General features: G+C 61.8%; 21 protein-coding genes. 14 read left to right on the top strand and 7 right to left on the bottom strand.

All coding sequences use genetic code 11. The features are described 5' to 3' along the window. Positions 1–20: 20 nt before the first annotated feature. From JWV26_RS23680 to JWV26_RS23665, 4 genes are all read left to right on the top strand, one after another. On the top strand, positions 21–539 hold the full coding sequence (locus JWV26_RS23680) for a sigma-70 family RNA polymerase sigma factor (RefSeq protein ID WP_074919122.1): 519 nt from the start codon (positions 21–23) through the stop codon (positions 537–539). Further along, the gene (locus JWV26_RS23675) at positions 518–1456 is read left to right on the top strand and encodes a DUF4880 domain-containing protein (protein ID WP_241201245.1); all 939 of its coding nucleotides are present in this window, start codon (positions 518–520) and stop codon (positions 1454–1456) included. The genes JWV26_RS23680 and JWV26_RS23675 overlap by 22 nt, the downstream gene beginning before the upstream one ends. A gap of 65 nt (positions 1457–1521) precedes the next feature. Continuing rightward, positions 1522–3891 carry a TonB-dependent siderophore receptor gene (locus tag JWV26_RS23670; protein WP_206417954.1) on the top strand — a complete coding sequence of 790 codons (2370 nt, stop codon included), beginning with the start codon at positions 1522–1524 and terminating at the stop codon, positions 3889–3891. Further along, on the top strand, positions 3888–4733 hold the full coding sequence (locus JWV26_RS23665; protein ID WP_241201244.1) for an alpha/beta hydrolase: 846 nt from the start codon (positions 3888–3890) through the stop codon (positions 4731–4733). The genes JWV26_RS23670 and JWV26_RS23665 overlap by 4 nt, the downstream gene beginning before the upstream one ends. A gap of 125 nt (positions 4734–4858) precedes the next feature. Here the strand turns inward: JWV26_RS23665 and JWV26_RS23660 are convergent, their stop codons facing one another. Together JWV26_RS23660 and JWV26_RS23655 are read right to left on the bottom strand one after the other, a co-directional pair. Then, entirely contained in the window at positions 4859–5161 is a 303-nt protein-coding gene (locus JWV26_RS23660; RefSeq protein ID WP_079783612.1) for a LasR-specific antiactivator QslA, read from the bottom strand. After that, positions 5154–5396 (bottom strand): hypothetical protein, encoded by a 243-nt coding sequence (locus tag JWV26_RS23655; protein WP_206417953.1) that lies wholly within the window; start codon positions 5394–5396, stop codon positions 5154–5156. Before JWV26_RS23655 ends, JWV26_RS23660 begins: the two co-directional genes overlap by 8 nt. Positions 5397–6266: 870 nt before the next feature. Between JWV26_RS23655 and hchA the strand changes: the two genes are divergently transcribed. Then, a complete protein-coding gene (gene hchA, locus JWV26_RS23650) occupies positions 6267–7145 on the top strand; it encodes a glyoxalase III HchA (RefSeq protein ID WP_206417952.1) in 879 nt (292 codons plus the stop codon). Continuing rightward, on the top strand, positions 7142–7861 hold the full coding sequence (locus JWV26_RS23645) for a PA1136 family autoinducer-binding transcriptional regulator (RefSeq protein WP_074914029.1): 720 nt from the start codon (positions 7142–7144) through the stop codon (positions 7859–7861). Before hchA ends, JWV26_RS23645 begins: the two co-directional genes overlap by 4 nt. A 204-nt stretch (positions 7862–8065) precedes the next feature. Here the strand turns inward: JWV26_RS23645 and tcyN are convergent, their stop codons facing one another. The 4 genes from tcyN to JWV26_RS23625 all read right to left on the bottom strand — a co-directional run bounded on the left by tcyN (position 8066) and on the right by JWV26_RS23625 (position 11359). Continuing rightward, positions 8066–8821 carry an L-cystine ABC transporter ATP-binding protein TcyN gene (tcyN, locus tag JWV26_RS23640; RefSeq protein WP_017676645.1) on the bottom strand — a complete coding sequence of 252 codons (756 nt, stop codon included), beginning with the start codon at positions 8819–8821 and terminating at the stop codon, positions 8066–8068. Beyond that, entirely contained in the window at positions 8821–9489 is a 669-nt protein-coding gene (gene tcyL / locus JWV26_RS23635; protein ID WP_072423776.1) for a cystine ABC transporter permease, read from the bottom strand. Before tcyL ends, tcyN begins: the two co-directional genes overlap by 1 nt. After that, complete coding sequence (tcyJ, locus tag JWV26_RS23630) at positions 9486–10283, bottom strand: cystine ABC transporter substrate-binding protein (RefSeq protein ID WP_206417951.1); 798 nt, start codon at positions 10281–10283, stop codon at positions 9486–9488. Before tcyJ ends, tcyL begins: the two co-directional genes overlap by 4 nt. Positions 10284–10372: 89 nt before the next feature. Then, entirely contained in the window at positions 10373–11359 is a 987-nt protein-coding gene (locus JWV26_RS23625; RefSeq protein ID WP_206417950.1) for a D-cysteine desulfhydrase, read from the bottom strand. A 225-nt stretch (positions 11360–11584) separates the two neighbouring features. On the opposite strand from JWV26_RS23625, the gene JWV26_RS23620 reads away from it, so the two are divergent. Then, positions 11585–12367, top strand: coding sequence for a MetQ/NlpA family ABC transporter substrate-binding protein (locus JWV26_RS23620; RefSeq protein WP_206417949.1), 783 nt, complete (start codon positions 11585–11587; stop codon positions 12365–12367). 177 nt (positions 12368–12544) lie between these two features. Here JWV26_RS23620 and JWV26_RS23615 read toward each other — a convergent pair whose 3' ends face one another. Continuing rightward, complete coding sequence (locus JWV26_RS23615; RefSeq protein ID WP_206417948.1) at positions 12545–14449, bottom strand: patatin-like phospholipase family protein; 1905 nt, start codon at positions 14447–14449, stop codon at positions 12545–12547. 371 nt (positions 14450–14820) lie between these two features. Between JWV26_RS23615 and JWV26_RS23610 the strand changes: the two genes are divergently transcribed. The 7 genes from JWV26_RS23610 to JWV26_RS23580 all read left to right on the top strand — a co-directional run bounded on the left by JWV26_RS23610 (position 14821) and on the right by JWV26_RS23580 (position 20038). Continuing rightward, positions 14821–15990, top strand: coding sequence for a GGDEF domain-containing protein (locus JWV26_RS23610; protein ID WP_206417947.1), 1170 nt, complete (start codon positions 14821–14823; stop codon positions 15988–15990). 179 nt (positions 15991–16169) lie between these two features. Next, on the top strand, positions 16170–16472 hold the full coding sequence (locus tag JWV26_RS23605; protein ID WP_072423782.1) for an ArsR/SmtB family transcription factor: 303 nt from the start codon (positions 16170–16172) through the stop codon (positions 16470–16472). A 151-nt stretch (positions 16473–16623) separates the two neighbouring features. Next, entirely contained in the window at positions 16624–17061 is a 438-nt protein-coding gene (locus JWV26_RS23600; protein ID WP_206417946.1) for a hypothetical protein, read from the top strand. A 73-nt stretch (positions 17062–17134) separates the two neighbouring features. Beyond that, on the top strand, positions 17135–18109 hold the full coding sequence (locus tag JWV26_RS23595) for a zinc-dependent alcohol dehydrogenase family protein (protein ID WP_206417945.1): 975 nt from the start codon (positions 17135–17137) through the stop codon (positions 18107–18109). 40 nt (positions 18110–18149) lie between these two features. Then, complete coding sequence (locus JWV26_RS23590) at positions 18150–18464, top strand: antibiotic biosynthesis monooxygenase family protein (RefSeq protein ID WP_206417944.1); 315 nt, start codon at positions 18150–18152, stop codon at positions 18462–18464. A 251-nt stretch (positions 18465–18715) separates the two neighbouring features. Continuing rightward, positions 18716–19588 (top strand): pyridoxal kinase PdxY, encoded by an 873-nt coding sequence (pdxY, locus tag JWV26_RS23585; protein WP_072423786.1) that lies wholly within the window; start codon positions 18716–18718, stop codon positions 19586–19588. A 144-nt stretch (positions 19589–19732) separates the two neighbouring features. Continuing rightward, the gene (locus tag JWV26_RS23580) at positions 19733–20038 is read left to right on the top strand and encodes a hypothetical protein (protein ID WP_072423787.1); all 306 of its coding nucleotides are present in this window, start codon (positions 19733–19735) and stop codon (positions 20036–20038) included.

Below are 20038 nucleotides of genomic sequence, written 5' to 3'. Positions count from 1 at the left end.
CTGTTGGTATGCGTCGCTTTATGTCCCCGTCCGAAACCGATTCGATCATTCCCCTTGAGGTGCTGTACGGCACGCATCAGGGCTGGCTGCATGGCTGGCTGCGACGTTCGGTCGGCTGTTCGCAGCAGGCGGCGGATCTGGTTCAGGACACCTTTCTGCGCCTGCTGGTGCGTGATCAGCCTGTCGATAATCGGGCGCCTCGTGCCTTGCTGGCGCGTATCGCACGTGGCCTGGTGATCGATCATTGGCGGCGCGATGCGTTGGAGCGCGCGTATCTCGAAGCCCTGGCGCTGTTGCCCGAGGCGAGCCATCCGTCGCCGGAGGTTCGCTATGAGGCCTTGCAGTCCCTGGAGCGTATCGCGCAGTTGCTCGAAGGGTTGAAGCCCGCCGTGCGCGAGGCGTTTCTGCTGTATCAGCTCGGCGGCCTCAACCATGCGCAGGTGGCGCGGCAACTGGGCATTTCCAGTCGTACCGTTGAGCGGCATGTATCCAATGCCTTGCTGCATTGCTATCGCCTGTGCTTCGAAGCCGCGCCGTGATGGCCGCCGGGCAGCCTTCCGAGTCCATCGTCCGTGCGGCCATCGAATGGCAGATGCGCCTGCGCGCCGAGCCTGCCAGCGCCGAGCTGCAACGCCAGTTGCATGACTGGCTGGCGCAAGACGAACAGCACGACCAGGCCTGGCAACGCCTGCAGCAGATGGCCGGGCTGTTTCGGCTGAATCCGCTGGGCGATGCGGCGCAGGCCATTCCCTTGTTGCAGCGGGCCGAGGCGGATCTGAGTCGGCGCCGGATGCTCAAGCTGCTCGGTTTGACGGCCGGTAGCGTTACGCTGCTGGCGGCGGCCTCGGCGCCGGTGTGGCGCACTGACTTCGCCACGGCCACCGGCGAAACACGGCGGCTCGAGCTGCCGGGTGATGTCGAGGTGCTGCTCAACACCGGTAGCTCAATCGATGTTCACGACCAGGAGCTCCTGTTGCGTAGCGGTGAAGCGCTGGTCGAGGGCGCGCAATGGCAACTACGTTGCGCCTTTGCCGAGTGCGTGGGGCACCGCGCGCGCATGTCGGTGCGCGAGTACGACAACCGCAGCGAAATACGGGTGGCGCAGGGTGAGGTTTTGGTTCGCGCCGCGGCGGGGCAGCGTCAGTTGCTGGCCGGCGAAGGGCTGGCGGTATCGGCCAGGGGCATGAGTCCGCTGGGGCGAGGCGCACTCGATCCCTTCGCCTGGACACGCGGGCTGCTGGTGGTCAACGACATTCGCCTGGTGGATTTTCTCGCCGAGGCGGGGCGCTACCGGCACGGCTGGCTGGGCTGCGATCCGGCGGTGGCCGACCTGCGCCTGTCCGGTGTGTTCCGCCTCGCTGAGCCTGAACTGATGTTGCGCAACATCACCCATCTGTTGCCGGTGGCGCTGGTCGAGCGAACCCGTTGGTGGGTGCGCGTTGTGCCCATCGCTTAAAAATTTTTGTCGGACTTTGGCGGCTCATCCGGTTAGGGGTGATCACTCCCTGAATGGATACCCTCATGCGCTCTACCTGCTCTCTGCCGTCGTGCCTGCAACCGCGCAAGCTGTCCACTGCCATTTGTATCGCCCTGGCGCTATGCGGCGCAGCCACCAGCCCCGCGTTGCTGGCGGCCGAGCCGGCGCCGCGTGCGTCCGCTGCTGATGTACCGGGTGGGGCGCTGGATCAAACGCTGAGCCTCTATGCCGAGCGGGTCGGCATCACCTTGTCGTACTCGCCGGAGACGGTCCGCGGGCGGGTTAGCTCCGGCTCGGCAGGCGCACGGTCGGTCGAGGAAGGCTTGTCACAGATTCTCGGCGGCAGCGGGCTGGTGGCCGAGAAGACCGCGTCTGGTTATGTGGTACGGCCGCTACGCGCTGATGACAGCTATCAGCTGCAGCCAGTGACTGTCGAGGCCGCACCGACGCAAAGCGCCTTTGCGCCGCTTCCGGGGTATTTCGCCAGCAATGCCAGCACCGCGACCAAGACCGATCTGCCGATTCTGCAGACCGCGCAGAGCATCAGCGTGGTCACCGCCGGGCAGATCGCCGATCGCAAGGTCGACCGCGTCGAAGACGCCGTGGCCTACAGCGCAGGCGTGCGTACCGGCGGCTCGGGGCTCGATCCGCGCTTCGATCAGATCAATATCCGCGGCTTCGACACGACCATGTCCGCCGACTTCCTCGACGGTCTGCGCCAGCCCTACAACGGCTGGTTGTCCATCTACGGCACGGAGGCCTACGCCCTGGAGCGCATCGAGGTGCTCAAGGGCCCGGCTTCGGTGTTGTACGGGCAGATCAGCCCCGGCGGCATGGTCAACCGGGTGAGCAAGCGGCCTAGCCTGCAGGCGAAGAATCAGGTGGAAGTCCAGGCCGGTAATCACGATCACCGGCAAGGACAGTTCGATGTCGGCGGCAAGCTGGACGAGGCGGGCGACGTGCTGTTTCGCACCGTCGGCGTCTATCGTGACGCCCACTACGACATCGAACAGCTGAACAATGACGTGCGCATGCTGGCGCCGTCGCTGAGCTGGCAGATCGATCCAGCCACCAGCCTGACCCTGCTGGCGCAATATCAGGAGCGCGAGACCGCCGCCTCGCCAATGCTCTATCACGACGGTAACCGCCTCACCGATTTCTGGCAGGGCGATGAGTACTTCGACAAGCTCGGCCAGCGTCAGTGGACGTTCGGCTACGAGTTCGAGCACGCCTTCAACGACACTTTCAGCCTGCAGCAGAATCTGCGTTACGGCCAGCTGGACACCACCAACCAGTATCTGCAGCCCAACGGCACGATCACCAACGGGGTGATGGAGCGTTATGCCGTCGGTGTATACGAGGATATGGAGTCGGTGAGCAGCGACACTCGCCTGGTCAGCCGTTTCGCCACTGGCGAACTGCAGCACACCCTGCTGACTGGCTGGGATTACACCTGGTTCGACAGTTCGGTGCTTTACGCCACCGGGCCGGCGCCGTCGATCGACATCAATGCACCGGATTATCACCAGCCGGTCAGTCGTCCCGGCGCCTTGCTGGCTGACCAGGACAGCCTGACCCAGCGTAGTGGCATCTATCTGCAGGACCAGATCGAACTCGACCGCTGGCGTCTGTCGGCCGGCGTGCGCCGCGACTGGGTGCATGTACGAACCAGCGACAACCTGAGCGATAGCAATAGCAAGCGCAGTGACTCTGCTACCACCTATCAACTGGGGGCGCTGTACCTGTTCGATAATGGGTTGGCGCCTTATGCCAGTTATGCCGAGTCCTTCCTGCCGCAGAGCGGCAGCAACGCCGCCGGCCCGCTCAAACCGACCGAAGGCAAGCAGTATGAGATCGGCCTCAAGTACCAGCCGCCCGGCACCAGCGCACTGTTCACCGCGTCGCTCTATCACCTGACGCAGGAGAACGTCTCGACCCGCGACACACTCGATCCGCTCAACACCGTACAGACCGGCGAACAGGTATCACGTGGTCTGGAGTTGGAGGCTGTGGCCGACCTTAGCGAGCGCCTGCATCTGACAGCCAGCTATAGCTACAACGACCCCGAGGTGACCAAGAGCAACGATGGCAACCAGGGCAAGGATTCGAAAAACACGCCGCGCCACATGGCGGCGCTGTGGCTGGACTACAAGCTGCTTTCAGGCCTTGGTTTCGGTGCCGGCGCGCGCTACACCGGTAGCGTCTATGGCAACAACATGAACACGGTGAAGAGCGAGGACTACACCTTGTTCGACGCCGGCGTGCACTACGACTTCGCTGGCGACCTGGACGGTGTGCGTCTAGCCGTCAATGCCCGCAACCTGACCGACAAGCAATACGTCAACTGTCAGGACGGCTATTGCTATCGTGGCGAGGCGCGCAGCGTGATCACCAGCCTGAGCTACAGCTGGTGAGTGCGCTGAGCTGGCTGCGCGGCGCCGTAATGGCCCTGCTGCTAGGTGGTTTTGCCTCTGCCCAGGCCAACCAGGTCAATCTGGACGCTAGTGAACAATGGCTGATGAAGAGTGCCGAGGGCCGTGACTATCGCATCATGGTCAGCCTGCCGGAGGGCGATGTGCCTTACACCGGCGGCTACCCGGTGGTCTATCTGCTCGACGGCAATGCCTACTTTCCGGCATTCCATGCCGCCAAGCGGGCGCAAAAGCAATGGCGCAAGGCGATTATCGTCGCCATTGGTTACCCCAGCAGTACGCCGCTGGATTTCGAGCGTCGTGCGTTCGACCTTTCGCCGCCGCAACTGCCCGAGCGCAATGATCCGCCGCAGGGTGGCCAGGACCTGTTTCTCGATTTCATCGAGCAGCGCCTCATGCCTCGGGTCAACCAGAGCTTCAAGGTCGATCAGGATCAGGTCAGCCTCGTCGGCCATTCCTTCGGTGGCATGTTCGGCATCTACGCGTTGTTTACCCGGCCGCAGCTGTTCCAGCATGTGGTCGCCATCAGTCCCAGCCTGTGGTGGCGTGACCGCTACCTGCTGGAGCATGAGCGGGCATTCACCAAACGAGCGCATGCAGGAGAACTGGATCTGACCCACCGCAGCCTGAGCATGTGGGTGGGTGACCGTGAAATGCCGCAGGAAATTCAGGATGTGCGTTCACTGCAGCTGCGTCTGGAACCCCTCTCGCAGTACGGTCTGCGCAGTGATTTCCAGCTCGAGGCGGGCGAGGACCATATGTCGATACCGTTTCGCGTCACCACCCGGGTGCTGGAAGAACTGATGAGCACGCGGCGCTACTGAGTAGAGTCGTAACCAGTGCTGAGCAGGGTGTGCTGAGGTCCAGATCGGGTTGATGCATAGACAAGGCGACGGATGGCGCGTGTGCGAGCAGTAGGCAAGCTGCCGCACAGCGCCGCGCCTGTTGCCTACAGCCTGAACTCCGTACGTTTGGCCCCGTGCTCGCCACCCAGGGGTGAACACAAGCGCTGGTGGATGCGGCTGAGAAAGCCCAGCTCGAAGGCATGGCGCTGCGCACCCGGCGGGTACAGCTGGCGCTCCAGCAACAGGTTGGCCCACAGCCAGCCGCTGTTGGCGTCGTCCAGCCAGGCCTGCGCGGTCTGCACGCCGTGACCGAAGCTGGCCTGGCAATCTTCGCTCCAGCCGAAGTCCGCTGCTGGTTGCCCGTCATGAGCGGGCAGGTGGGTGAGGTACCGTTGCAACTCAATCATGCTCGGCCCTCCCGGCTGCCTGGGCGATGGCCCGGCGATAGAGCGCGGCCAACTCGCTCAGCAGCGCATTGGTGATGTTCGCCAACTCCGGCTCCGGCACCCGCCGCAACAGCTTGGCCAGCAACGCCGCCAGATACTCAGCCGCAGCCTGGTGCGGACACTCGTCGGCCACATGGCTATGTAAGGGATTGCGTGGTGTGGGGAAGGGGATAACGACGGATTCAGACCTGGCCATGCGACACCTCCAGAACGGAAGTCGACACGACAGCCGGCAGCCCAGGGCGGAGCCCTTGGGTAAAAGGGGGATAGTGCATTTTCCTTATGCTCCTTCGTGGATTTAAGGAGCCGCGTTCCATTCGCTACCACACGATATGGAGGCGGACCGTGCAAGGGTGGTAGACCGACCCACGAAGGACGCCGGCCAGGCCGAAGCCTGCCTCACACGGCCCGCCATAAATGCGCGAGAAAACAGCAGGCACAAAAAAAGCGCCTGCTCTCGACTATGGCGCTACCGCGCCTTCGTGTGAATCGGGCTACCACACCCGGTCACGGGATTGACCGTGACAGGGCGGACTGTAGCGCGGGGGCGGGGGGAGGGCAAGGGCTGCTAGCGGCCAGAAGCGGACGGTGATCCTCAATAAATAAATCTGTCCCTTTTGGGAGGATTTAGGGTGCCGATGAAGCAAGGGCGATTCAGGCAGCCTAATCATGCAATTCGCAGTGCTTGAAATGTCCACTCGCTTTTCAAATGCGCAATTGCAGTTACTTGACCACCTGATTGCATTCGGCTTGATCAAGCTTTTGCACAGGATCTGACCATCACACCGCGTGACCATGACCGACAGATAACGACCCATAAGCTTTGGGATGGTCGCTCCCATGGTCCACACCATGGTGGGCCTCCGCGCGCCAGAGCTGAAATGATCGTTAGTCTGAGATCGGATGATGGAATTCCTGCTCGACTAGACTCACTGATCGGAACTCAGATTGGCGTTAGCTTCGCGTGCTTGGCGTAGTTCGTTGAGGGAAATCCCTCATTGCCCTGTGGCGTGACACCTTCCTAGCATTGCTCTCAGTAATCGACCCGAGAGACGGAGAAAACCCCATGACTACCATACAGACTGACGACAAGCGCCCGACCCCCGACCCGGCAGAGGACAATGCCTTTTTCCCTTCGCCTTACTCGCTCAGCCAGTTCACCTCACCCAAATCTGACCTCAGTGATGCCGACTATCCGAACCCCTATCGCGGCGGGCGTTGGAAGGTCCTGATGATCGGGGCCGATGAGCGCTACTTGCTGACGGACAACGGCACCATGTTTTCGACGGGAAACCACCCCGTAGAAACACTGTTGCCCATGTACCACCTGGATAAGGCCGGTTTTGCCTTCGACATCGCGACCCTGTCCGGCAACCCGGTCAAATTCGAGTTCTGGGCCATGCCCTCCGAAGACGCCGAGGTAAACGGGCAATACGCCAAGTATCGCGATCAGTTCAAGACCCCTCTCAAGCTGGCCGATGTGATCGAGCAGAAGCTGGGTGAAGACTCCGACTATATCGGCGTGTTTATTCCAGGCGGGCACGGGGCCTTGATCGGTCTGCCCGAGAGCGAAGACGTGAAGAAGGTTCTTCAGTGGGCTGTGGCCAACGACAAGTTCGTGATTTCTCTTTGTCATGGCCCCGCAGCTCTGCTCGCAGCAGGCATTGGCGAAGGTCGAGACACCTGTATTTTCAGCGGTTATAAGATCTGCGCGTTTCCCGATGACCTGGACGCGAAGACGCCTGACATCGGCTACATGCCCGGCCATCTGACCTGGAAATTCGGTGAAGAACTGAAGGCGTTAGGCCTGGAGATCCTTAACAAGGATATCTCGGGGGCAACCCACCAGGACCGGAAGCTGCTGACGGGCGACAGCCCGCTCGCGGGCAACGCCCTGGGCAAACTGGCGGCCGCCGCGCTGCTGAAAGAGGTGGCGGCGGGGTGATTCAGGGAGTGGCCGAGGCGGCATTTCGCGCCGTCCTTGGGATCGAAAGTGCCCAGGCGCTTTCGGTGATCCAGGAGACGGTTCGCACCTTTGCCACGCCCCATGGTTACGACCGCTTCGTCCTGTTTTCCGCCACATCGGCACGCGACGAAGTGGTCGAACGCATCTACTGGGTAGAGGGAGACTGGTTCGGCGACGAGCATACGGTCGACGCTGATACTTATGTCCGACGCTGTCCGGTAACTCGCCATATCCTGGAGACCCGTGAGTCTTTTTACTGGAGCAAAATGAAGGGCAACGGTGGCGAACTTTACCGGGTGGTTCGTACTCCGGTGGGCCCCGGCGTTCATGGATTGCAAATACCCGTATTCGGTCCACTGGGGCTTGAAGGCGCCATGAGCCTTGGTGGGGAGCGGGTGGATGCGACCCTCCGGGTTCGCCTGGCGCTGAGCATCGTGGCCACGGCGGCGTTCTTCTCCGCTCGCCGGTTGCTAGAGGCACCAGTGGGCGACGTGTACAGAAAACTTTCCGAGCGTGAGCGCGAAGTCCTGGCGTGGACTGCTGCAGGAAAGCGTCAGGCAGATATCGCCGCAACGCTCGGTCTGTCGGAACGTACGGTGGAAAACCATTTGCGCTCGGCGCGCCGCCGTCTTGGCGTTGCAACGACAGCCCAGGCCATCACCATTGCTATGCGAAACGGTGATCTGGATGGTTAGAGGCAGAGCGGAAAGGGTACAAATCCATTTACTGGGTTGACTGTCCGCTTCTGGCCGAAAGCAGCCCCAAAATTTCGCTTGCTCCCATTCTCACCTCAGCCTGTCGCCAGCAATTGCTCAATGCATTCCCCGCCGCTGCGGGTGGATCAGCGCGCTCAATCGGGTCGCCAGTAGATAAGGTGAAAGGCGCGTGCCTGCGACTGACTAAAGTGAGCGGTCGAGCAGAAACTTGCTGAGAAACTGCCGCGTGCGTTCGTGTTGGGGCGCGGTAAACAGGGTCTTGGCCGGGCCCTGTTCGACGATGTGCCCCTGGTCGATGAAGATCGCCCGGTCCGCCACGTCTCGGGCGAATGCCATTTCGTGGGTGACGATGACCATGGTGCGTTTTTCTTCGGCCAGATCACGGATGGTGGTCAGCACTTCGCCCACCAGCTCGGGGTCGAGGGCCGAGGTGGGTTCGTCGAAGAGGATCACTTGCGGGCGCATGGCCAGGGCACGGGCGATGGCCACGCGCTGTTGCTGGCCGCCGGAAAGGCGTTTGGGGTAGGCGTCTTCCTTGCCGCTCAGACCCACCTTGGCGAGCAGGGCACGGGCATGGGCGAGGGCTGCTTCGCGCGGCTCCTTCTTCACCTGCACCGGGCCTTCGATGACGTTTTCCAGCGCCGTGCGGTGGGGGAACAGATTGAAGTTCTGAAACACGAAGCCGGCCTGCTGGCGCAGTTGGCGGATCAGCTTCTGCTGGCCCTTGAGCGGTTTATCCGCATCGATATGGATATCGCCCACGGTGATCTGCCCGGCGCTGGGTTGCTCCAGCAGGTTGAGGCAGCGCAGCAGGGTGGTCTTGCCCGAGCCGCTGGGGCCGATGATGGCCACCACTTCGCCGGCGGCCACGTCCAGGTCGATACCCTTGAGTACTTCGTTGCTGCCGAAGGCTTTTCGCAGATTGCGCACGGAAATCATCAGTTGTCCTGCTCGTGCCGGTTGACCCTGGCCTCAAGGCGCGCCTGGAAGTGCGCAAGGATGCTGGCCAGCGCCCAGTAGATCAGCGCGGCCGCCAGGTACATGGTGAAAATCTCGAAGGTGCGCGCGGTGATCAACTGCGCCTGACGGAACAGTTCCGGCACCTGGATGGTGGCGGCCAGGGCGGTGTCCTTGACCAGGGAAATGAAGCTGTTGCCCAACGGCGGCAGGGCCGTGCGCGCAGCCTGCGGCAAGATCGCCCGATACAGCGTCTGCGTCTTGCTCATGCCGATGCTGGCGGCTGCTTCCCATTGGCCGCGGTCGATGGAGGCGATGGCCGCGCGGAGAATCTCCGAGGTGTAGGCGGCCATGTTCAGCGAGAAGCCGATCAGCGCCGCAGGCAACGGGTCGAGCTGAATGCCCAGCTGCGGCAGGCCGTAGTAGATCAGGAACAGCTGCACCAGCAACGGCGTGCCACGAAAGAAGGAGACATAGAGGCGGGTGAGCCAGCGCAGTGGCGCTGGTCCATACAGACGTCCAACGGCGAGGGCGAAGCCCAGCAGCAGGCCGAAGAACATGCCGCCCAGGCTGAGTATGACCGTGTAGTAGGCGCCCTTGAGCAGAAAGGGCGCAGACTCCAGAGCCAACTGAAGGGCGGACTCGATCATCGGGTGACGTCAGCCTTGAACCATTTCTCGGAGAGTTGCGTGAGGGTGCCATCGGCACTCAGCTTGGCCAGCGCCTGGTCGATGGCGGCGAGCAGTTCAGGGTTGCCCTTGCGCAGGGCGATGCCGGCTTCCTGACGGGAAAAGGCGTCGCCGGCCACGGCCAGGCGGCCGCCGGTTTTCTCGACCATCTCGAAGGCGGCCAGGCGATCTACCAGGATCACGTCGATGCGGCCGACATTGAGATCCTGGAATTTGGTGGGGTCGTCATCGTAGGTGCGGATGTCGGCCTGCGGCACGTTGTCTTTCAGCCACTGTTCATAGTTGGTGCCAAGGCCTACGCCGACTTTCTTGCCGGCCAGATCCTGGGCGCTCTTGATGCTGTCGGCGTCGGCCTTGCGGGTCAGCGCCTGGATGCCGGAGACGGTGTAGGGGGTAGAGAAATCGTATTTCTTCTTGCGCTCGTCGGAGATGGTCACCTGGTTGATCACCACGTCCAGGCGCTTGGACTCCAGCGCGGCGAGGATGCCGTCCCACTTGGTTGGCTGGAACTCGGCCTTGACGCCCAGCTCCTTGGCCAGCGCTTCGGCCAGCTCCACTTCGAAGCCGGTCAGCTTGCCGCTGGCGTCTTGGTAGTTGAAGGGCGGGTAGGTACCTTCGAGGCCGACCTTGATGGCGCCGCGGGCCTTGATGTCATCGAGCAGTTCGGCGGCGAAGCTCGGTGCGCTGAGGCTGGCGCCCAACATGAGAGCCAGGCTGGCGAAGAGGAAATGGCGACGCAGGGTGGAGAATGTCATGGTGACCTCATGCAAGTGGGAAGGTGGCGCCACTTTAGGTGGAAATTATTATGCTTATAAATAATTAAAAGTTATTCATATATTCATTTTTATTTGTAGGCGAAGAGGGCCGGTGAGCCGCCCGTATGCAGGAACAGCAGCGGTCCATTGCCTGGGAAGGCACCACGTTTCAGGCCATCGAGCAGCCCGGCGAAGGCTTTGCCAGTGTAGACCGGGTCGAGCAGGATCGCTTCCAGGCGCGCCAGCAGGCCTATGGCCTCGAGCCCGGCGGCGTTGGCTTCGCCGTAACGCGGGGCGAAATAGGCGTCCCACAGTTCCAGGTTCAGTCCTTGGGGCACGTCCACCCCCAGCAGTTCAGCAGTGCGCTGGAGTAGACCTTCGACCTTGGGCTTTTGTGCCGTCTCGGTGCGCGAAACGGTGACGCCGATCACGCGTGTGCCGGGGCGCGCACTTTCCAGCGCCAGGGCCAGCCCGGCATGTGTGCCGGCGCTGCCGGAAGCCAGTACCACGGCGGCGAAGTCCTGGCCGCTGGCGGCGATCTGCTCGGCCAGCTCCAGCCCGCCACGCACGTAGCCGAGTGCGCCCAGGGCATTGGATCCGCCGATGGGCACCAGATATGGACGGCGACCGGCTGCACTGAGGCGTTGGCAGGCGGTCTCCAGCAGTTGATCAGCGTTGTCCAGGTTGGCGACGCTTTCCACCTCGGCACCGAACAGAGCCAGCAGCAGGCGGTTGCCATTGCCCAAGTAGTCGTCGCTCTGGCTGTCGATGGGGTTTTCCAGCAGGGCCAGGCAGCCTAGGCCGAGCTGCGCGGCGACCGCTGCGGTCTGCCGCACGTGGTTGGACTGGATGGCGCCGGCCGTGACCAGCACATCAGCCCCCTTGGCTTGCGCATCGGCGGCGAGATATTCGAGCTTGCGTGCCTTGTTGCCGCCGAGCGCCAACGGGGTGAGGTCGTCGCGTTTGATCCAGATATCGCGGCCCAGGTACTGGGACAGGCGTGGCAGATGCTGCAGGGCAGTGGCCTGAGGGATCAGTTGCAGGCGGGGGAAGCGGGCGAGAGCGGCGGTGAGCATGGGAGCCTCCAAGGAGCGAAGGCTTTTCACTTTAGGCGGGAGGGGGCTGGGCTCACAAGCAGAAGGGGGAGATTATTTTTGGATATAAGAAAATAATTAATAGTTATTTTATGGCATAAATGTTTCTCCGTACTGTTGCGCCCAGCCCGCCCTATCCACCGGGTGCCTGCCAAACGCGCCGGGCTGTCGATCCAGCCGGTGCCATAGACCGAGAACAAGGACATCATGAAGAAGACCCTGCTGCTGACTACCCTGGCCGCTGCCCTGACTGCCTCCCTGGCCCAGGCTGGCGAAAAGCTGAGCGTGGCCGCCACGCCGGTGCCGCACGCCGAAATCCTCGAACTGATCAAGCCCGAGCTGGCCAAGCAAGGCGTGGAGCTGGATATCAAGGTCTTCACCGACTACGTGCAACCCAACCTGCAGGTGAGCCAGAAGAATCTGGATGCCAACTACTTCCAGACCAAGCCGTACCTGGACACCTTCAATGCGCAGCGCGGTACCGAGCTGGTGATCGTGCAGGGCGTGCACGTCGAGCCCTTCGGCGCCTATTCGGCCAAGCACAAGTCCCTCGACGAATTGCCGAACGGCGCCACCATCGCCATTCCCAATGACGTCAGCACCACCGGCCGTGCGCTGCTGCTGTTGCAGAAAGCCGGCCTGCTGACCCTCAAGGACCCCACCAGCGCCCAGGCGCTGCCGCGTGACATCGTCGATAACCCGCGCAACTTCAAGTTCCGCGAATTGGAGGCGGCCACTGTGCCGCGTGTACTGAATCAGGTCGATCTGGCGCTGATCAACACCAACTATGCGCTGGAGGCCAAGCTCAATCCCAAGCGCGATGCGTTGGCGATCGAAGGCAGCGACTCGCCTTACGTCAACTATCTGGTGGCCCGCCCGGACAATCAGGACAGTGAGGCGATCAAGAAGCTCTCCGCCGCGCTGACCAGCCCGGAAGTGAAGGCCTTCATCGAGAAGCGTTATGACGGTGCGGTACTGCCGGCCTTCTGATCGAAACTGTAAGGCGGCTCTTTTTGTGTCCTAGCTGCCCACCGTTGAAGACGGTAATAAACCTGTGCAAACGGGTTTGTGTTTACGCCGAGCCGGCTCAGTCGACTCGGCGTTGTTTTTGCCCGAGGCTTTTGTTGGTGGGGTTCTGCGCAGGACGTCAAAGCGACGGCCAGCGCCCTACAGGCGCGGCCGCAGTTTCAGTTCTGGCGTGGGTTTGGGGGCGCCCTTGGCTGGGTGGCTGTCCGGGTGCTGTTCGATCATCTGGGCGATCTCCCGCAGTTTGCCCAGCATCGCCTGAGCCAGGCCGGCCTGGGTGCGGTACAGGCCGGTGTCCGGGTCCTGTTCCAGATCGCTGAGACCTTTGAAGGGATAGCTGTAGCGTTTGGCATCGGCGCTGAAGAAGCGCTGGTAGTCCTGCTCGGTGCCGTGCAGTTCGCGGCAGGCTCTTTCCAGGCTCTGCAGTTGTTCGGCGACGCTGGCCAGTTGCAGGCGCAGACGAATGATCTGGTGATTTTCCCAGTTCATCGGTGAGGCCTGGGCACCGGGCTGCCAGTGCTGCGGGTCGCCGAAACGCAGGACGAACTGCTGGCCAGCTTCGCGTCCGTAACGGGTCAGCCGTTCGATGCGCTCGGTGGGCATGGTCAGGTTGAGGCCGCCTTCTTCGCGGGTCAGCTGGATCAGGCCGATACGGTCGCGAAAGCCGGGCATCAGCGACAGGGTTTCGTGGTTCCAGTCCTTGGCGACGTTGCTGAGCAGGGCGAGGAAACCGCGCAGGGCTGGCAAACCCGTCTGGGGGAAGCGGCGCCAGTAGGCAAGCCGGGCATCGCCATTGTTACGAGGGAAGCGCACGCGTTGTTCGTCGGCGCCATCGGTTGGCCCCAGGTCGAGGCCGAAGGTGGGGCGCCTGGGCAGCGCGGCATCGAAGAAGTGGATGGGAAAGTTGGAGCTGATGCCGCCATCGGTGAACCAGCAGCGTTCCAGCTTCTTTTCGGCCTTGCGGTAATCCACGGCATGCAGCGGGACGGCGCTGAGCAGCAGGGGAAAGCTCAGGCTCATGCGCACGGCGACGATTACCGGCAGGTCATCGGGCAGTGGCAGGCGCAGGTACCCGTCGCCGCGCTCATCGCCGGGGCGCTGGTGAGCGCGCATCCAGGCCACCACACGGTGGGGAAATAACCGTGAGAACTCCTCCTGGCGGAAATGGAACTGGTTGTTCTCGCGCACCTGCTCGTCATCACGAAATGGCAGGCGGAAAGGGCGCGCCATGCTCAGGCAGGTGGTCATCACCTGCAGGTCGATGCCATGGCGACGCAGATCGCCGAAGGTCAGGGGGCGCTCGCATTCGACAGCTTCGGCCTGGCCGGCGCAGTAGTCGTGTTGACCGCTGAGCCGATCGAAGTACTGGGTCAGCCAGGTGGTCAGGGCTTCATCCGGGGCGTCGTCATCGGTCTCTGGCATGCCGCTGCACAGACCGAAACCGCTGGCTGGCAATTCACGCAATGCCACTAGGGCCAGGCGCAGGACCACGGCGAGCACGCCACCCAACGCGGCGAACAGCAAAACCCAGAGCCAGACCAGCGCGCTGGCGCTGCTGGCAGCGCTCCACCACAGCGGCCCGCCCGCCAGCAGGGCGCCGACCAGGGCGGTGAGCTTGTGGCGCATGAGCATGACCTTCAGTGGCGCGAACAACCGTGTCCAGGGGCCTTTTCCCTTGACCTCGAGGATGGCGATGAAGGTATCGAAGAGGGCGCGCACTGCCGGGGCAGGCTTGAACAACGCCAGCAGCTTGGTGCCATGGCCATTCGCGGCGGGCACGCAGAGGTGCTGGGGCAGTCGTTCGATTTCCGCGAAGCCGGCTGGGTCGTTGCTCAACTCACCTTGCTGATAGCGCTGGCGGCCCAGTTCGGCAGCGGCTGCTGCTGCCGCGGCGATAGCGCCGGCGCTGGTACCGCCGATGCTGCGCAGGCGAAACGCCTTGGCGATCTCGGTGATCGCCAGCGGGTAGACGATGCCACTGGTGATGCCGCCTTTCATGATCAGGTCGCATTCCCGGGCAAAGGCCGCCTGGCGCGAATCGCTCATCTACTGCTCCTTGTCGTCATGCCGAACGCTGGCGCGGGCATGATAACGCGGCTTTTACGGCTATATGCCAGTATTGCGAGCGAGCATCGGTGCCACGCATTAACGTGAGGCGGGTGGCCATCGATACGCGAAGGACAGCGGCCCGGAGCGACTGGCTGCCAGATACTGGCGCAACCTCTCGTCCGAGGTGTTCGTCGAAACTCTTTCGCAGCGCGAATAGATGGCAAATTGCCTTGCTGGTCTTATATGCCTACGATCCGCGGGCGTGAAACGCCATGCCTCTGCAATGCAGAGCGAGGGGAGGGTGCGCATGTTTGCGCCATCCCCTTAGTGCTAGGCTCCTGTCGCCACCTATCTACTTGCGCGAACCCATGGTCACTACCGTCATTCTTGGCATGCTCTGCGTGTACCTGCTGTGTTTTTCCGTGATGTTCCTGCTTATCAGTACGCGGCTGAATGGCAAGAAGATGGGCATGGAAGTCTTCGCCCTGGGCAACCTTCTGCTTGGGCTCGCCTATATCCTGCAACTGGTCGGCGGCCCGCCGGGTTGGGGCGTGTTGAGCATGGTCAACCACACGCTGACGCTCAGTGCCCCGGTCGCCTATGTGCTGGGCGGTATGCGTTTCTTTGGGCAGCCAACACCGATCCTGCGTCCGTTGCTCGCATTGGCGGTGGCCTACTCGTTCATACAGGTGCTGGTGCAATACTGGCTCGGCAACGAGGCGCGCCATGCCTTGCTGGCGGGTTCATGCGCGCTGTTGTTCCTGGCCATGACTGCGGCCGTACTGCATGGTGTGCGAACCTTCGCCCAGGACCTGCGCGTCGAGATGATCGTATTCGCCATGCTGATCGGCGGCATCTGCATCCTCAACGCCATGAAGTTCGCGATGATTGTCGAGGGCGGCCTGGCGGCGCTGGATCTGAGCAGCGGCTTCCAGAAGGTGTTCTACATCTACATGTCATTCCTGGCGACGGTACTGCCGCCTTGCGCCGTATGGCTGGTGCTGCGCCGCCTCACCGATGAGCTGCGCACATTGGCCGCGCACGACCCATTGACCCGACTGCTCAACCGACGCGGGCTGATGGATGCCCTGGAGCTGTACTTTCGTTCGCGCAAGGCCGCTGCGGCGTACCTGCTGATCGTGGATATCGACCACTTCAAACGCATCAACGACACCCACGGCCACAATGTTGGCGACCTCGTGTTGAGTCGTGTGGCCGAGGTGCTCAAGGCCACTGTCCGCCAAGGCGATCTGATCTGCCGGTTGGGCGGGGAGGAGTTCGTGGTCATTGCCCTGGACACGGACAGGGCCGGCGTTCTGCAACTGGCTGAGCGCACGCGAGCAGCGATCGAACAGAGCGAGGTGCTCGGCACTGAGCGTGATCAAGCGATTCGCTGCACGGCAACCATCGGCGTCTCGGATGAGTTCACCAGCGTGCAGCTGTTCGACGAGTTTCTACAGCAGGCAGATGCTGCGTTGTATCGCGGTAAGGCGGCGGGGCGTAATCGGACCGAATGGTCTCATGCATGGGATGCCTAGCAGGCCATGCGTCAATGTCGCCTGCGAATTGCGGGCGAGTCCCCTGTGGGGGGCTTGCGAATCTGAGGTGTTCCACGAAACCTGGGCGACCCTATAGGCTGCTTCCGTTGGATGGCATGTCCGACGGGCGGTTGATTCGTGCATTGACATATCGGTAAATGTCGATATTATTGCCACCCATGGAACTGATCAATGTATTCAAAGCCCTCTCGAACCCTACACGCCTTGGAATTCTCAAGGGGTTGAAGGATCCGGTGAAGAACTTTCCTCCCCAGGATGAAGGGGACGTTCATACCGTGGGCGTCTGCGTCAGCAGTATTCAGGAAGGTGTCGGTCTGTCGCAGTCGACGGTGTCCGATTACCTCGCCACGCTGCAGCGAGTCGGTCTGGTCGAAGTCCGCCGGATCGGGCAGTGGACCTACTACAAGCGCAATGAAGCGAACATCCGTGCTCTGGCCGAGCTCATAGGCAAAGAGCTGTAATTTTTTAACTTATCATATCGAGTATTCTCGATATCCCTTTTTACCGAAGCGAGGATTCATGATGGAGAGACCATAGGAAGAACCGCGCTTTTTTTTGCTTCAGTATATCGAAAATTCCCTATATCCCTTTTTACAGAAACAAGGATCTACCATGAAAACGCAAATTCTCAAGTTACTAGCAAGCGTCATTCTGGCCAATGTGGCTTCATCTGCCTTCGCCGCTCCTCCATCTAGCCCGCAGCCGTTGCAAGGCGCTGCGACCGTCGAGCAAGCAACAGCCGTCGACCGTAATATTTCGGAAAATGGTTTCGACCGCACCCCGCTCGGTGAGCGCATTGCTGAAGATGGTTTCGACCGTACGCCTCTCGGCCGACGCATTGCTGAAGGTGGTTTCAGCCGCACGCCTCTCGGCCAACGTATCGCTGAAGGTGGTTTCAGCCGCACGCCTCTCGGCCGACGCATTGCTGAAGGTGGTTTCGATCGCACCCCTCTCGGCCAACGTATCGCTGCAGATGGTTTCGACCGCACGCCACTGGGCCAACGCCTGGCGGTAACCGACAGCGAGCGCGCAGGGCGCGTTCATGCCTGACGTGAATAGTTAATTCACGTCCTTATATATCGAAAATTCCCTATATCCCTTTTTAATGAAGTGAGGATCTACAATGAAAGCGCAAGTACTCAAATCCTTTGGCGGCCCGAATGCGTTCGAACTGAGCGAAGTGGCCAAACCCGTACCGCAGGCAGGGCAAGTGCTGGTGCGGGTTCACGCCACCTCCATCAACCCGTTGGATTACCAGGTGCGTCGGGGTGACTACGTCGACTACGTGCCTCTCCCTGCCATTACCGGGCATGACGTATCCGGCGTCGTCGAAGCCGTCGGCCCGGGTGTGACAAGCTTCGTGCCAGGTGACGAAGTCTGGTACACCACGCAGATTTTCGAAGGCGATGGCAGCTATGCCGAGTACCACGTTGCGTCCGAAAGCATCATCGGCAAGAAGCCGGCATCGCTGAGCCACCTCGAGGCGGCAAGCCTGACGCTGGTAGGCGGGACGGTCTGGGAAGCGCTGGTCGGGCGTGTATCGCTGAGGGTCGGGGAAAGCATTCTGATCCACGGCGGCGCCGGTGGCGTGGGCCACGTGGCGATCCAGGTGGCCAAAGCCATTGGCGCTCGGGTGTTCACCACCGTGCGCGAAGCCAACTTCGAGTTCGCCCGGGGTCTGGGTGCCGATGTGGTCATCGACTACGAGCAAGAGGATTACGTTGACGCCATCCTGCGGGAAACCGATGGCCAGGGCGTCGATGTGATTTTCGACACCATCGGCGGCGACACCTTGACCCGCAGCCCCGATGCACTCGCCCAGCTAGGTCGTGTGGTTTCGATCGTGGACATTGCCAAGCCGCAGAACCTCATTCAGGCCTGGGGCAAGAACGCCAGCTACCACTTCGTCTTCACCCGGCAGAACCGCGGCAAGCTCGATGAGCTGAAGGCATTGGTCGAGCGCGGCCAGCTGCGCCCACATATTGGCGCGGTCTATTCGCTCGCTGATATTTCAAGCGCGCATGCGCTGCTGGAGACGCCCAACAATGGTCTTCGCGGAAAAGTCGCAATTGCCGTCGAACCCTCACTCGCCCCGTAAGTGCATGCAACTGCTGAACTTGCTCTAGAGGAATACCGCAATGATTTATGAAATCGCACTGCTGCCCGTTCACAAAGAACAGATCGAACCCTTCAAACAGGCATTTGCCGAAGTGATTCACTTGCTCCAGCGGGCCAAGGGTTATGGCGGCCACATGCTCGCGCAGGGAATCGAAAGCCCCGAGCGATTCAACCTGATCGTGCGCTGGGCGTCACTCGAAGACCACACGCCGGGCTTCGAGGCGAGTGACGACCATCAGACGTTCATGCAGGGCCTGGAGGAGTTTTTCTCGGAAGAGCCGACGGTCTATCACATCGAGGGAGCGGCGTTCGCTGCGGGCGATTCTGCTTTCTGAGGCGTTCATCATGCAGGGACACATCGGGCCAATGGGCGTTCGCGCTCATTGGCCTGATGCCGTTGGTAGGTGGGAGCATCCCGTCTGGCAGTGGCTGTAGAGCTGTTCGTCCAAGCCTGTGCATGAGCCTGCCAGTCAGCGCTCGCTCAAGTCATGGTCGATCCTGGTATTTGGGATCGCCGGGTAGTGGTATGCCCGGGCAGCTTGGCGAATAATCTGCGCCTTGTCGTACGCAGCCAGCAGAGATCGTCATGAGTACCACGCTACCGCCCCTCGTTCTGTCCATTCAGTCGCATGTCGCCTGGGGCCATGTCGGCAATGCTGCTGCGGTGTTTCCGCTGCAACGGTTGGGCTTCGAGGTGCTACCGATTCACACCGTGCAGTTCTCCAACCACACCGGTTACGGCCAGTTTCGCGGCCAAGTGTTCGGTGCCGAGCATGTCCGCGAGGTGCTGCTGGGGTTGCGTGAGCGCGGTGTGCTGCCGCGGCTGTCGGCGGTGCTGTCCGGTTATCTGGGGGATGCCGATACGGGGCGGGTGATTCTCGAGGCGGTGGGCGAAATTCGTCAGCACAACCCGTCAGTGCGTTACCTGTGTGACCCGGTGATGGGCGACGTCGGGCGCGGCGTATTCGTCAACCCGGCGATTCCCGATTTCCTTCGTGATCAGGCGATTCCGTTCGCCAATATCATCACGCCCAATCAGTTCGAGTTCGAACTGCTCACGGGCTCGAAACCGGCGAACCTGCAGGAGGCGGTGAAGGTCGCTCGGCAGTTGCGCGGGCGTGGCCCGGATGTGGTGATCGTCACCAGCCTGGCGACGCCGGATATCCCTGAAAGCGAATTGGGCACGCTGGCGGTGAACGGCGAGGGCGCCTGGCTGGTGAGCACCCCGCGCCTGGCGCTGCATCCATTGCCCAATGGCATGGGCGATGTGTTCTCGGCCACCCTGCTAGGCCGGTTGCTGGCTGGGCAGGCGTTGCCGCAGGCTCTGGAACTGGCCACGGCAACGCTCTACGCCTTGGTCGAGCAGACTGCGGACGGCGCGCGCGACCTGCCGTTGGTCGCCGCGCAGGAGCAGATCGTGGCGCCGGGCGAGCGCTTCGTCGCACAACCCCTGGCCTGAACCACGCTCGTCGGAATGACGGTGATTTCAATGTGATATCACCGTATTCTCCTGTCTGCGGTTCACATTCTGATGTCGTGACCGTTTCTACGGATGGATTTTGACCTTTATCCCAGCAGGCCATCCTTACCGTAGACCGTCATCATGCCGTTTCACCGATTTCTTGCCTTGTTCGTGGCCTCCGCGTTGTGCGCCACTGCCAACCTTTCTCTTGCTGAGCAGATCAGCGGGCAGTTGCAGATCAGTCTGACCATTCTCAAGCGTTGCGAGGTTGCTGCGCGTGGCGATGCTGCTGCCGTGCACTTGTCCGCGCGTCATTGTGAGCATGCCGCCTATCAGGTGCAGGACGCGCACGGGCGAGCCTTATCATCGAGCCTGAGTGCAGAGACGACCTCGGTGGTGCTGCCTGCCGGCGGTGATGCCGGCTCGACGCTGGTGATCTACTGGTAA

The organism is Ectopseudomonas toyotomiensis (assembly GCF_017167985.1).
GTDB lineage: Bacteria > Pseudomonadota > Gammaproteobacteria > Pseudomonadales > Pseudomonadaceae > Aquipseudomonas > Aquipseudomonas toyotomiensis.
Note: the sequence above shows the minus strand (reverse complement) of the source record. Positions and strands in the feature narration are given on the sequence as shown.

Coding starts and splice junctions, on each gene's coding strand:
- JWV26_RS23680 (WP_074919122.1), top strand. CDS start 21: ATGTCCCCGTCCGAAACCGATTCGATCATTCCCCTTGAGGTGCTGTAC.
- JWV26_RS23670 (WP_206417954.1), top strand. CDS start 1,522: ATGCGCTCTACCTGCTCTCTGCCGTCGTGCCTGCAACCGCGCAAGCTG.
- JWV26_RS23660 (WP_079783612.1), bottom strand. CDS start 5,161: ATGATTGAGTTGCAACGGTACCTCACCCACCTGCCCGCTCATGACGGG.
- JWV26_RS23655 (WP_206417953.1), bottom strand. CDS start 5,396: ATGGCCAGGTCTGAATCCGTCGTTATCCCCTTCCCCACACCACGCAAT.
- hchA (WP_206417952.1), top strand. CDS start 6,267: ATGACTACCATACAGACTGACGACAAGCGCCCGACCCCCGACCCGGCA.
- tcyN (WP_017676645.1), bottom strand. CDS start 8,821: ATGATTTCCGTGCGCAATCTGCGAAAAGCCTTCGGCAGCAACGAAGTA.
- tcyL (WP_072423776.1), bottom strand. CDS start 9,489: ATGATCGAGTCCGCCCTTCAGTTGGCTCTGGAGTCTGCGCCCTTTCTG.
- tcyJ (WP_206417951.1), bottom strand. CDS start 10,283: ATGACATTCTCCACCCTGCGTCGCCATTTCCTCTTCGCCAGCCTGGCT.
- JWV26_RS23625 (WP_206417950.1), bottom strand. CDS start 11,359: ATGCTCACCGCCGCTCTCGCCCGCTTCCCCCGCCTGCAACTGATCCCT.
- JWV26_RS23620 (WP_206417949.1), top strand. CDS start 11,585: ATGAAGAAGACCCTGCTGCTGACTACCCTGGCCGCTGCCCTGACTGCC.
- JWV26_RS23615 (WP_206417948.1), bottom strand. CDS start 14,449: ATGAGCGATTCGCGCCAGGCGGCCTTTGCCCGGGAATGCGACCTGATC.
- JWV26_RS23610 (WP_206417947.1), top strand. CDS start 14,821: ATGGTCACTACCGTCATTCTTGGCATGCTCTGCGTGTACCTGCTGTGT.
- JWV26_RS23605 (WP_072423782.1), top strand. CDS start 16,170: ATGGAACTGATCAATGTATTCAAAGCCCTCTCGAACCCTACACGCCTT.
- JWV26_RS23600 (WP_206417946.1), top strand. CDS start 16,624: ATGAAAACGCAAATTCTCAAGTTACTAGCAAGCGTCATTCTGGCCAAT.
- JWV26_RS23595 (WP_206417945.1), top strand. CDS start 17,135: ATGAAAGCGCAAGTACTCAAATCCTTTGGCGGCCCGAATGCGTTCGAA.
- JWV26_RS23590 (WP_206417944.1), top strand. CDS start 18,150: ATGATTTATGAAATCGCACTGCTGCCCGTTCACAAAGAACAGATCGAA.
- pdxY (WP_072423786.1), top strand. CDS start 18,716: ATGAGTACCACGCTACCGCCCCTCGTTCTGTCCATTCAGTCGCATGTC.
- JWV26_RS23580 (WP_072423787.1), top strand. CDS start 19,733: ATGCCGTTTCACCGATTTCTTGCCTTGTTCGTGGCCTCCGCGTTGTGC.